Here is a 13,255-nt window from a genome sequence, read left to right as displayed (position 1 = left end):
ATTATGATTAAAATAAACAAAACTAATATTAGTCCAGAATTCGAAAGAAAGTTAGATGTGTTAAAAATCGAAATTGTTGAAGGTAAAAGTTTTGATTTACTTTATGATGTAAACGGAAGATATATCTTAATTTGTACTAAATATAGCGTAGATGTAGTTTTAAAAGCGTTAAAAAATGCAAGGTTAGAAAATTTTGAAACTAAAGGTGAAATAAATCAAATTTTATTTGATCACAATATACCTAATTGAGAAATGATTTGTATAGGGAACGAAGATGAAATTAACGAAGCTGTTAAGGGTTATGTTGATCAATACATGAATTCAGAAGAAAAATATGATTTATACGATTTTTTAATTTATGATAAAAACTATAAACCAGATTATTCAAGAAAATTTTAGGAAACAAGAATAAGTTATAATCCATCTTTCAGTATATTTGACATAATTTGTTTATTTGATTTATTTAAAAAATAGGTTTTTATCATATTTAGATAAAATAAAATTTAAATCAAATTAATATAAGAATAAAAATAATTATTTAATTTACTAAAAATATCAAGCATACTAATAATATGCTCGATATTTTTGTTATTTGATTTATTTTTTATGTTGTATTACTTAAAAATAGTATAGTACTAAAGTAAAAGCTGAACCGCATCAATATCATCATCTGTGTTGTATTGCTTAAAAATAGTATAGCACTAAAGTTTTCCTTTCATTTATATATTTATTATACACGTGTTGTATTGCTTAAAAATAGTATAGCACTAAAGTATAGCGAGACTTATATAAGTATAGATTTAGGTGTTGTATTGCTTAAAAATAGTATAACACTAAAGTTTTGATTAATAAAAATGGTTCTTTATAGTTCGTGTTGTATTGCTTAAAAATAGTATAGCACTAAAGTTCCTAATAAAATAGGGTTTGTTTTATCTTTAGTGTTATATTGCTTAAAAATAGTATAGCACTAAAGTAAACAGTATAGCAACTTGAAAATGATTAGCGTATTGTATTGCTTAAAAATAGTATAGCACTAAAGTAATGAATTTTAAAGCGAAGATAATTATAAAGTGTTGTATTGCTTAAAAATAGTATAGCACTAAAGTTTACAGAAATTGGAAGCAAAACAGCTAGAAGTGTTGTATTGCTTAAAAATAGTATAGCACTAAAGTTCTGGGTCTAACTTTATAACGTCTTTTAACGTGTTGTATTGCTTAAAAATAGTATAGCACTAAAGTTAAAGAAATTTTTAGTGATATTAAATTAGTGTGTTGTATTGCTTAAAAATAGTATAGCACTAAAGTAAACGAGACAGTTACATTTAGTCCGGAAGGGGTGTTGTATTGCTTAAAAATAGTATAGCACTAAAGTTCTATTTCTTCAACTGTCAACAATACTGTTGTGTTGTATTGCTTAAAAATAGTATAGCACTAAAGTATTGTGAGTGGTAGTGTTTTGCTAATTTTGTGTTGTATTGCTTAAAAATAGTATAGCACTAAAGTACCTTATCACGATATAGAAGGGAGAAAGATGTGTTGTATTGCTTAAAAATAGTATAGCACTAAAGTAAAAAATCAAGGTATTAAATACAAAAATAAGTGTTGTATTGCTTAAAAATAGTATAGCACTAAAGTTAACAACGTTAAAAGGTGACTGAATTTAGGTGTGTTGTATTGCTTAAAAATAGTATAGCACTAAAGTAGGCGGAGACGATAATAACTTGGAAAGTTTGTGTTGTATTGCTTAAAAATAGTATAGCACTAAAGTTTACAGAAATTGGAAGCAAAACAGCTAGAAGTGTTGTATTGCTTAAAAATAGTATAGTACTAAAGTTGGTGATTTAAAACTAGTTATAAATGGCGAGTGTTGTATTGCTTAAAAATAGTATAGCACTAAAGTTTGACTGCATGCATTTACCAGCTCCTTCAAGTGTTGTATTGCTTAAAAATAGTATAGCACTAAAGCGGTATTGACTTATCAAGTACAACAGATATTGTGTTGTATTGCTTAAAAATAGTATAGCACTAAAGTTCATTAACATTATTGTTTTTTTCTAAATAAGTGTTGTATTGCTTAAAAATAGTATAGCACTAAAGTTAAGAAGCTATTAACTTGCTAAAATCATATGTGTTGTATTGCTTAAAAATAGTATAGCACTAAAGTAATCAAGGTTAAAGAATCTAAAAGCATGGGCGTGTTGTATTGCTTAAAAATAGTATAGCACTAAAGTTCTTAATTATTTCAACAATTTCATTAAACTGTGTTGTATTGCTTAAAAATAGTATAGCACTAAAGTGGATGACCCCGAGAAGCTAATAACTAACGAGTGTTGTATTGCTTAAAAATAGTATAGCACTAAAGTTAAACTCTCATTTTGTCTTGTGGATAAAACGTGTTGTATTGCTTAAAAATAGTATAGCACTAAAGTTCGTGTTTATAAGGTAATCAACGCGGAAGAGTGTTGTATTGCTTAAAAATAGTATAGCACTAAAGTTCAACAAAATAATACAAAAAAATCCAAAATGTGTTGTATTGCTTAAAAATAGTATAGCACTAAAGTTTATGCTTTCGGGAAATAAACCAGAAGCAAGTGTTGTATTGCTTAAAAATAGTATAGCACTAAAGTATCAAGGTGAAAGAGTCAAAAAGTATGGGTGTGTTGTATTGCTTAAAAATAGTATAGCACTAAAGTTCGGAACTTGCTTCATTTGTTTCTATTTTGGTGTTGTATTGCTTAAAAATAGTATAGCACTAAAGTGTCAAATCTAGTAGAAATTAGATAAAATGTTTTAATTTAAATTGTTTAATAACTCAAGTATTAAAAATTTATTATTCTTTAGAAGATTAAAACTTTTTTCATAACTAAGTTTAAAGTTGTTAATCTTGTTTTCTATTCAAGAATGTATTGGTAAATAATTATTTATTAGTATTAAATCTTCATTCTTTTCTAATGAACTGATTTCTAATTCTTCATATTCATCTACAAAATTAAATAAATCATTAGTAATTATTAATATATTAAATTTATTAATGTATTTTTCAATTAAACTAACATTAATAAAATTTATATTATTTAAAATGATGAATGGTTTAGTTGTTGAATCATAATTATCCATTCAATTTAACAACATTTCTTTATCGATAAAAATACTGTCGTCAAGTGAAATTAATGATTTTAATATTTTAACCTTATCAAAATTTAAATTCAATAAATTACCACCTATTTTTCTGTTTACAACATCTAATGAATTTAAAAATTTAATTTTGTCTATATTGTTTTCAATGTTTAAATTATCATCATTAGTTACCATTTTAGTCAAAACATTTTTAGTAGTTAAATTATATAAGTCGGTTAACCTTGTTAAATTAGATATTATAATGACATCTTGAATTGAATAACTTTTTGAATTTATCAAGAAAACATCTTCGTTATTTTCGTATTCATATTTATAAAAGTTCGTGATTAGTTTATCAATATTTTTGCTTTCTATAATAAAAATACCTTGATATTCTATTTCGCCTATTGTGTTTAAGTTTCTTATTTTTAGCATTATAGTTCTATATACCTTTCTTTTTCGTTATAAATTTCGTTTGTAGTTTTTTCTCCTGATAAAATATCAATATTAGAATATTGTGTTTCAGTAATTAATAATATTCTAACGTTTGATCTTTTTGGTATTATATTTATTAATTTTTGCTTTTCATATTCATATATTGTTTTGAATCCAATTGTCTTAACATATATTGAATATTGGATCATTATATAACCCATTTTTAATAAACTGTTTCTGAATTTAGCATAATTAATTGTATTATCTTCATCCATCGAAACATCGTACATTAATATTATTTTCATATATCTATTTTGAAATTCAGTCAATTTCTAGCTCCTTTATATCTTTGTGTTCTAACAAACCTTTTATTAATAAATTAATATAATCAACCACTTTAATTCTCTTTGAGTTAACAATAATATGTTCTTGTAATCCTTCAAAAAATTTCTTTTTAAAGTCTTTAAAATTAATGCTTTTATCTTTCTTTTGCATTGTGACGATTTCATAAGTTATTTTATCTACGTAACATCTAATTGGTTCTACAATGTCACACGCAAGAGGAATGTTATTATCAAATCTTTTATGAAATATCCCGATTCTATTATCAAAACCTTTTGAAACTAGTGCTCTACTTACATATGCAATCATTACTGTATAACCGTAATTTAAACATATGTTAACAAAGTCTTTTGCTATGTTTTTATCTCTTTTAAACTCTTTACCAAAAAGTAAATTAAAATAAACCTTTGCGGCATGACCTTCTCTATTTGATAAATCATATGGCTTGATATCTTTTTGGTATTCAATTAATTTTGTGACAACTTCAAACGAATCGGGAATAATAGATTTAATTAAATTCTTTGAATTTAATATTTTTAATTCAACTATATGTTTTCATGTTTTACCCTTGTATTCATCATTTCAATTAATTTGTGTGTTAAAGACCTTATTATCAAAATAACCACTAAATGGTATTATTTGAGCAATTGGTAAATGCCTATGATCACAAAAAATAACATTAACACCTTGTTCAATAAGTTTGTTTATTAGTGGCATACTAATATTTACTCTTGTATTTTCAAATATAACTGTTTCAATATCGTTTGTAGGTATTGTGATTTTACCTTGATTGTTTTTAACAATTAAATTATTTAAAAAAAGTGATACGTATTCACTTTGTGATACATCAATTATTTTTTTCATTTTTTAACCTTTCCGCCTACTACAGTAGACATAAAAAGATTACTTGAACTATAAAAAAATAGACATAATTAAATCGATTATGTCTATTTAAAATTATCCTAAAACTGATTTGTGAACTTTTTTAAATGTTTTTAAAAATACATTTATTGTTTTTCTTTTTATATCTGAATTCTCTTTTGAACAATATTCATATTCAACCCCATTTGCCTTTGTGTCAGCTACAGTTATATAAACAAACCTTTCATCACCGACTCCTTCAAGATTTTCATATATTGTACCTCTGTAAATTACATCTAAAACCTTATTATCTAAAGGAATATTTTTTAATTCTTTTTCTTTTTTTAATTCTTCTTGTAAAAATACTGATTCATCATAAAAATTAGGTTTTTTATTATTTTGAAATCTATATATCTTTGCGTTTACAGGAACCAAAACATAATTATCTTTGTTGTTTTTATAAACTAATAGAGCTACCCAATTAAACGTATCTTTAAAACTCTTATTATTTTGATTTTTTATAAAACTTACATTATTAATATTTAATTTAAAATATGTTTTAAACTTTTTGATATATTCAAAACCATTGTTTGTTTTTAAAATTAATGCCATTCTATTTTTGTTATTTAAGAAGTTTTTTGCTTCTTTTTCTCAATTATTAGGGTCAATACATAACTCTTCTTTATATTCTTTAAAAATATCTAATGTATAGTCGAATAAAGGTTTTTTTGATCATTTATATTTATCTAGTATATTTTTAATTCTATCTAATTGTTCTGGATTAGTGTGTTTCATTACGATAAGTTCTTCTTTTTCGTTTCCTAAATATGATGTTATTTCAAATATAGATTTTTTCATTATTTTTTTAAGAACACCATTATAATCAACTCTTGTACCATAAGTTGTTTGGTTAAACAATTCTATATTGTAATCTTTTTTAACCTTTCTTGAATAACGTATTTTTTTCATTATAGAATCTTTTGTTTTAGTTAATTTAGAATTCTCATCACCATCTTTTTCGCTCATCTTTTCTCTTACGATTAATGAAATATTATTTAAATTAAGTGTGAATTCGTTAATTGTACCGACACTTTCTCCAGTTTCTCTGTCATACACTCTACCTTTTTCGATGTAGTATTTTTCTGGTTTAAGCAATAATTTTTGCATATTTGGTTTATAGTTATTTGCAGAAATTGCTAATAGCGAAGCGTCAATAGCATGGTGTGAATAATGATCTCTATCTTTTGGTGATAAACCACCCATTTTTCTTAACATACTTGTATATTTACCTCTAAAAGTGACGACACTAAATTGTTTATCATGACTTTTAGCGTATTCATTAAGTTTTTCTAAGAAAACCTTGCTTGAATACCTTGTATCATTTAAGTTTCTGTTAGCGAATTCAATTTTATCTTTATCATCAATTTCTAAACGGAATAAATTTTCTTTTTTGCGATTATATTCTTTATTTTTAGAATCAAAGAAACTATTTTTCTTGTCATTATTTTCTGTTCAGAATTGTTTAAATAACGTAAAATCTGTTGTGTGAACACCTAAATATTCACTTGGTAACTTATTAGATTTAGCTTGATTTGTGCTTTTAAGTACAACTACTTTGTTTGTCATAGAATCATCATAACTGACGCTATACGGTATAATGTGATCAATTTCTGTATAACCTGGATCGAATATAAGTTTTTTAACATCTATTTTATCTTTAACATTATATGCGTCATAACCATCTTGTTGGAAATATAAAAGCAGTTTTTGCTTAGTTTTAAGATTAATATCATCTGCTGATATAACTATTCCATAACTATCTTTTAAAACGGCAATTATTTTATCAATACGTTCTTTATTCTTTTTGTTTTGGTTTGCAATACCTTTTTTCTCCGCGTCCATGTTATTTTCTTTAGACATTTCTAAACCTATTTTAGTTACTTTATATTTATTTTTATATTCTTTTAATATTTGATTAAAGACTTTGATGGTTTCCGCTAAAGAAGTTTTAACAGCAGGACTAATTACTGCTTCATGTAAAAATGAACTATCCATATATTTAGAATTTGAACTAGTTATTAACAACCCTTCTTTTTCTAACTCTTCATTATATCTTTGAATTTCTTTATACAAATTAAATTCTTTTTCGAATTTAAAGTTAGATAAATTCTTAGATGTATTTAGTAAATCATCGTTTACTAAATAAATTGCTTTAAATGATAAAGAATGTGTTTTAGAAACCTTAAATTTAGAGTTGTTTGCAATATCTTCTATAAAATTATTTACTTGCTCTTCATTATCAAAATATTGACTTAAGAAGTCTATATTTTGCTTAGTTTTAATATTTTGAATTCTTTTTTCTACTTCTTTATAATTTGAAATAACTACAAAAATGTTATCTAAACCTTTTGCAAATTCAAATAATGTATCCACATTTAAATCAGCTAAATTAGCACCATTTTTTATGAATGTTTTCATAAAAATAATTGTCGATTCTAAAGTTGATAGTTTTTTATCTTCGTTTTTAAAATCATCTACTTTAAGTTCTAAATTGAAATCAATATTTCATGCTTTTAAGTATTTTAATATTATTTTATAAGCAACATTTTTAGCGTTACCCTCTTTTAAATTATCTTTAATTAGATTATTTATAATGTCTCTTTTATCATTGGTTGATAAAACTCACTCATTAGCCAATGTATGTCTAACGTTATTTAAATCGGATAATAAATTATACAACTCAACACTAGGTGATTGTTGTGGTGCTCTATTTTCTTTTATGAAAACGCTACATTTTCCTATTGTTTTATCTCAGATGTTATTGTACTTTTGAATTAAAGTTTTACCATCATCTGTGTATTCATAAATACCATATTCACTATAACTATGTTCGCTACCAGGACCTTTAGCATATTCACGCATCGAGTCATAAATATTAATAAATTCACTTACAAATTTATTAAATTGTTCTTTATCATATTTTTGCGATTGAATATTGTTTAAAACGTGTTCTAATTCATTTTTTCATTTTAAGTGTGAAAATTTAACATCAACATATTGTTCTAAACCTTTGAAGTAACCAAATTTGTTAAAGAATTTAAATTGTTCTTTTGTTGGAAAATCATATTCACTGTTATATAAAATTTTCGCACCTTCTTCTTTTTTCTTAGACTCTTCATCTTCGATAACATCATAGAAAAACCCTCTATTTTGTAAGTAGTCGTGTAATATTCATACTAACTCTTTACTATCTACAACTTCGTCTAATGCTTTATTTTTAATAAAAATTATATTTGGATTTTTAGATGACATTTCTTTGTAAATATTATTTACTTCATATCTATTTTGAAGTTCTAAACCAAACATATCTTTGTATCTAAAAATTAATTTGTCAAATTTATCGTTCTTATATCTTTTTCTTCTTATGCTTCTTCTTATACTTCTGTATCCTCTACGTTCGACAGCTAAATTAGGTTCATCAAACAATCTTGAACCTAACTCTAGAACTTCGTTAGTTGAATTATCAACTATAGATCAACCTACAGAACCAATACCTAAATCAAAACCTAATGTAACATCAATAACTTTATTTTCTTTACTCATAAATTCCTTTTACTTTAAAAAATATTTCTTTATATAAAAATATTATACTATTTCAAAAATGATATATAATAATTATGTACTAAATCTATTGTATTGCTTAAGAATAGTAAAGTGCTAAAACAAGGCGGCTTTTAGAGCCTGCCGAATTTGCCCCGTAAGGGGTTTTTTAATACTTTTTTGAATATTTTATTCTTCGATATTTTTTTATAAAAAAAGAACTCTAAACACATAAGCGTTTAGAGTTCTTTTAATTCTATTCATCTTTTTCTAATTTAAGATATGTGTCCATCTCTAGGTATTTTGAATTTTCTTTAGTTAATTTAGGTTCGATGTTTTTAATGTTTTTATATAAGTTGCTTTTTGTTGATCCAACAATAGCTTTTGTGAAACTATCAATGTGCTTTCTAATTGATATCTCAAGTGATTGTTTTAATTCATCTAAATTCTTTTCAATGTTATCAACAAATTTACTGATATTATCAAAATCATCTTTAATTCTAGCCATTGCTTTAACTATTGCTTTGAAGTGTTTTTCGTTTCATGCAACAATTAAGTTACGTTGTTCTTCGATATCTAATTGTGAATCTCCGATATTAGCTCTTTCTTTGATGAAATTAATTAATAATTGTAATAAAGGTTTTAACCCTTCAAATCTAACTACAAAAATATTAGGGTAATCTTCATAAACTTTAAATAAGAAGTTATGTTCTGGTTCAAGTTCTGTTACTAATACACCAAAAGTACCTTTGTAACTTTTCATATCTTTCAATAATTTTGGAAGGTGTTTTTTATTAGTGGTACTTCCTGATTCAGTTTGTTTAGATTTTGCTTCAATGATAATATTTCCGATATTTTCTTTTTCTTTAAATATATTAATTTCAAAATCCGGTTTTGTTCCATCCACGTTTTCTGTAGTTTTTGAAAACTTAATATCACTACTCATGAATCCAAAACTATCTTCTAGTAAGTTGTAAATGTTGTTTTCAAAATTTTCTCCAACTTGTTTTGTTGAAAACCCGACATTTTTATTAATAATATCTAAATGTTTTTGTTCTGAAATTTCTAAAGCGTTAATTTGTTGTTTATATTCAATTTCTTTTTGTTTTAGTGTATCGTTATCGAATTTAAGCTTTTGAAGCATGTTTTCATAGTTATTAGACATATTCATTTCTTTTTTATGAAACTCTTCACTCAATTGCATTTTAATATCTTTTAATTGAGATTCGTATTTAATTAATTCTTGATCTTTAACTGTTTTTAATTGTTCTTCTAATTTATTTTTAGTAGTTTCTAAAAGAATTATTTTATTATTGTAATTATTATTTATTTCTGTTGTTTTTTGAGAAACCATTACTTCATATTTATTTTTAAGTAATTCAAGTTCTTGTTTAGCAGTAAGATCTTTAGTTTTTAAAGATTCGTTAAGCTTGATGTTTTGTTGTTTTAATTCATTTATTTCGTTGTTAAATAATGTTTTTTCATTTGTTTTAATAGCGAGAGCTTCTTTTTCTAATTTTGCTTTAAAAGTATCATTTAATAAATTAATTTCTTTTTGTTTTTCTATCTCTAACTGTTTTTTAGTTTGAGCAATGATTTTTTCTTCATTCTCTTTTTTTCACTTTAATAATTCAATTTCTTTTTCATTATCGTATTTGTTTTTTCATTCTTTTTCTCAATTATTTTTATATGAATTAGTTAATTTTTCAATCAATTTTGATTTAGCATCTTCAATAATTGATTGTTGATCATCTAATAAGTTTTTTAAAGTGAAATAATCACCTTTTTGTGCATCTTCTTCAATGATGAATTCTAACTTTTCAATATCTTTAATTTTAATTTTTATATTTTTCATAATACCACCTTTTAGTTACAATTTGTATTTATATATTTAAATTATATAAACATATCTTTTTAATTTTAAATATTTAATATAAAAATTCTTGAACATCTGTTCAAGAATTAATTTTTAATCTTCTTTGATTACTTTTATTAAAGTGTCATTAATTCAAACGGTATCACCAGCGTGTATTTTTGTTGAACGTCCAACCGGAACAACACCGTTTATTTTTATATCATTATTTTGTAAAAAATACTTTGATTCTCCACCTGTTGATATTTCTCTTATTTTTTTAAGGAATTGACCTAATTTAATTGTTTCATCTTTTATTTTTACTATCATTAAAACTTCCTAATTGGTGTAATTAACTGAATATTATCTTTTTCATTTTCAGATATTAAGTAAATTTTATCATCATTTTCGGTAATATACAATTTAATTATTCCGTTAGCTAAAACTGAAACGGCATCTTTTAGGAATTGATAATCAACATCAATTTCAAAATCTTTACCAACTAAAGTATGTTTATTTGTAGAAACCTCACTAATACCAATTTCTGGTATTTCAAAAGTAATATTTATAGATTCTTTAGAAATATTGAATTGTAATTTTTTAGCTTTTTCAGTATTGTGAAAAACAACTTTGTTAATTATTTTTAATAATTCATCTTTATCTATTTCAATTGTTTTGTTGTATTTAATTTCTAATAAATTATTTAAATCAATAAAATTGATTTTTGAAATAGCGGTTTGTATAATTGAACCTTCGTAAGAAATACCAAATTTATCAATATTGTAAAATACATTAATTTTTTTAGGCACACCTTTTGTAATTAATTTTTTTAAGTTTTTAGCATCGATATTAATATTAATATCATTAATTTTGTTTATCTTAATTTTTTCACTTGAAAGTCTATATGAGTCAGTAGATAAAAATCTTAAGTAACCATCACTTTTACTACTTATGTTTATACATTTAAAAACAGCAACACTTAATCTTTCGTTATTAGTAGAATGAGCAGTTGAAATATAAACATCATTTATTACTTTATTTAATAATTCAGAATTAATTTCAAATGAATTTTCTGTTTCTTCAAAATTAATTTTTGGGTATTTATTATGATCTAATTGAGTTATTGTATATTTTGTTTTATTTTCAAATATATTAACAACATTATCTTCAACTGAAAAAGTTAATTCTTTATCAAATTTTTTAATTATATTTTTTAAAATAATTGAATTTAATAATGTTCTACCAGTTCTTTTTATTTTTAAATCTTTTTCATTAACTTTAATAACTCTTTTTCCAGATATTGATGAACTTGTACTTATTAATGTTAATTGTTCATTATTTAATTCCATGTAAATACCTCTTTGAGGTAAGTAAGAATCATTTTGATCTATAAATGAATATAAAAATTCAATAGCCTCATCTATAATTTTTTTGCTAATTGTGAAATTCATATTTCTCCTTTTTCTTTAAAATAATTATACTTTGTGAATATGTTAATAATTATTTGAAAAGTTAAAAAATAACCTATTTTTAAGCATTTTTTTAACTTTTACGACTTATCCACAACCTATTAAAGTGTTAATAAGTAACTACTTTTTCCCATATATTTCTTTTTTTAGTTCGTTTATTGTTTTGTTTATTGATATTGATTGTGTTTCATCATTTAATTTATTTAAAGCACTTAATATCGTTGTGTGGTCTCTGTTGAAAATTTTACCAATCTCTGTAGAAGACTTATTTAAAATGTTTTTAACCATTATTATTGATAAGTGTCTTGCGAGAACGATTTCTTTTTTTCTTGATTTACCTAATATTTCTTTTGAGCTAACTTTATAATATTTAGCAACATGCTTTATTATACTCTCATGAGATACATTATCGTTATTTTTTATAACGTTTTCAAAAATGTTTTTTATTATTCCTTCAACGTATTCATTTTCTGTGAATGAACTTTTGTAAATGTTAATTCTATTAACAGCACCGATTAGAGATCTAATTGATCCGATATGATTTCTAACTATATAATTGATTGAGTTTTCATCGAGTAAGGAAGTGTCGAAATTCTTTTGTTTTAAAAGGAATAATAATATCTTGTTCATATCATCTTCAGTAGGTGTATTTATTTTTGTAACTAAACCTGATTGAAGCCTTGTATAGATTTTATTTTCAAATTGATTTTCTAATTGGAACAATTCACTTTCAGACGAAATTATTGTCATTTTATTATTTTGAATTCTATTGTCTAAAATCTGATATATAAAGTTTTTTGTTTGTTTCTTTTGCCCTTCTGCAAATACTTGAAAATCGTCGAAAATGACTATGTCCAAGTTAGAAAAGAAATTTAGTAAGTTTGAAATTTTCTTAGAATTATTCTCTGTATACATCTCTGAAATCTTTCGAGTAAATAGCTCAGGACTTATATAAACACCATTTTTTTGATTCTTTTTAAATTCATTACCTAGCGCGTGTAGCAGGTGACTTTTACCTAATCCAGAAGAACCTGATATATATAAAATATCAAATCCGTTATTATCGTTTATTATAGATTTACATATATCTATAGCTTCTTTATTGAAGTCTAATTTTAAGTAATTATCAAATGTATAATTCGGTTGAAAGTTGTTTAATAATTTATTACTTTCTGCTTTTATACTGATTGTTTCTTTTATGCTATCTTCAATTTTTTGTTTTATTATTTTTTTATTTTCTTCCATCTGATTAATATGAGTTAATTCATATTGTGCATTATTTCCAAAAATTTTAACAATACATTTTTCGTATAAATCACCATAATTTTTTTGGTGACCTTTTAAAATACTCTCACTAACATTTGGAATGTAAATTTTTACTATATTATCATCATATTTTGTTACGCTTAAATTTTTTATGAAAGTTTTTCAAATCATATTATCGTTAATATGTTCTTTCATAAAATTTTTAATTTCGTTTGTGTAATTCAACAAAACGTTTTCTTCGTTCTCTTTTGAATATTTATTTATTAAATTCATATACTAATTTTATAACTTTTTTTCATTTATTAAAACCTAAT

Annotated in this window: 9 protein-coding genes and 1 CRISPR repeat array; of the genes, 1 reads left to right on the top strand and 8 read right to left on the bottom strand. The window is 23.8% G+C overall.

Annotated elements, in window-relative coordinates; translation table 4 throughout:
* The first annotated feature begins 3 nt into the window (after positions 1-3).
* On the top strand, positions 4-399 hold the full coding sequence (locus HTZ87_RS00045; RefSeq protein ID WP_174892546.1) for a hypothetical protein: 396 nt from the start codon (positions 4-6) through the stop codon (positions 397-399).
* A 207-nt stretch (positions 400-606) separates the two neighbouring features.
* Positions 607-2,758: direct repeats of the CRISPR family, unit length 36 nt; unit sequence GTGTTGTATTGCTTAAAAATAGTATAGCACTAAAGT.
* Positions 2,759-2,789: 31 nt separating this feature from the next.
* On the opposite strand, the gene HTZ87_RS00040 is transcribed toward HTZ87_RS00045, so the two are convergent.
* The 8 genes from HTZ87_RS00040 to HTZ87_RS00005 form a co-directional block, all read right to left on the bottom strand.
* Entirely contained in the window at positions 2,790-3,551 is a 762-nt protein-coding gene (locus HTZ87_RS00040; RefSeq protein WP_174892545.1) for a hypothetical protein, read from the bottom strand.
* Entirely contained in the window at positions 3,551-3,856 is a 306-nt protein-coding gene (gene cas2 / locus HTZ87_RS00035; RefSeq protein WP_254616016.1) for a CRISPR-associated endonuclease Cas2, read from the bottom strand. Before cas2 ends, HTZ87_RS00040 begins: the two co-directional genes overlap by 1 nt.
* 4 nt (positions 3,857-3,860) lie before the next feature.
* The gene (cas1, locus tag HTZ87_RS00030; RefSeq protein ID WP_174892544.1) at positions 3,861-4,757 is read right to left on the bottom strand and encodes a type II CRISPR-associated endonuclease Cas1; all 897 of its coding nucleotides are present in this window, start codon (positions 4,755-4,757) and stop codon (positions 3,861-3,863) included.
* Between the two features lie 93 nt (positions 4,758-4,850).
* Positions 4,851-8,357 (bottom strand): type II CRISPR RNA-guided endonuclease Cas9, encoded by a 3,507-nt coding sequence (gene cas9, locus HTZ87_RS00025; RefSeq protein ID WP_174892543.1) that lies wholly within the window; start codon positions 8,355-8,357, stop codon positions 4,851-4,853.
* Between the two features lie 253 nt (positions 8,358-8,610).
* Positions 8,611-10,209, bottom strand: a complete 1,599-nt coding sequence (locus HTZ87_RS00020; protein WP_174892542.1) for a DUF2130 domain-containing protein — start codon at positions 10,207-10,209, stop codon at positions 8,611-8,613.
* Positions 10,210-10,323: 114 nt separating this feature from the next.
* Positions 10,324-10,536: an RNA-binding S4 domain-containing protein gene (locus HTZ87_RS00015; RefSeq protein ID WP_174892541.1), complete on the bottom strand. Its 213-nt coding sequence runs from the start codon at positions 10,534-10,536 to the stop codon at positions 10,324-10,326.
* Entirely contained in the window at positions 10,536-11,657 is a 1,122-nt protein-coding gene (locus tag HTZ87_RS00010; protein ID WP_174892540.1) for a DNA polymerase III subunit beta, read from the bottom strand. The genes HTZ87_RS00015 and HTZ87_RS00010 overlap by 1 nt, the downstream gene beginning before the upstream one ends.
* A gap of 138 nt (positions 11,658-11,795) precedes the next feature.
* Positions 11,796-13,214 carry a DnaA ATPase domain-containing protein gene (locus HTZ87_RS00005; RefSeq protein ID WP_174892539.1) on the bottom strand — a complete coding sequence of 473 codons (1,419 nt, stop codon included), beginning with the start codon at positions 13,212-13,214 and terminating at the stop codon, positions 11,796-11,798.
* Positions 13,215-13,255 lie beyond the last annotated feature (41 nt).

Source organism: Mycoplasma sp. OR1901 (genome assembly GCF_013348745.1).
Lineage (GTDB): Bacteria > Bacillota_I > Bacilli_A > Mycoplasmatales > Metamycoplasmataceae > Mycoplasmopsis.
Note: the sequence above shows the minus strand (reverse complement) of the source record. Positions and strands in the feature narration are given on the sequence as shown.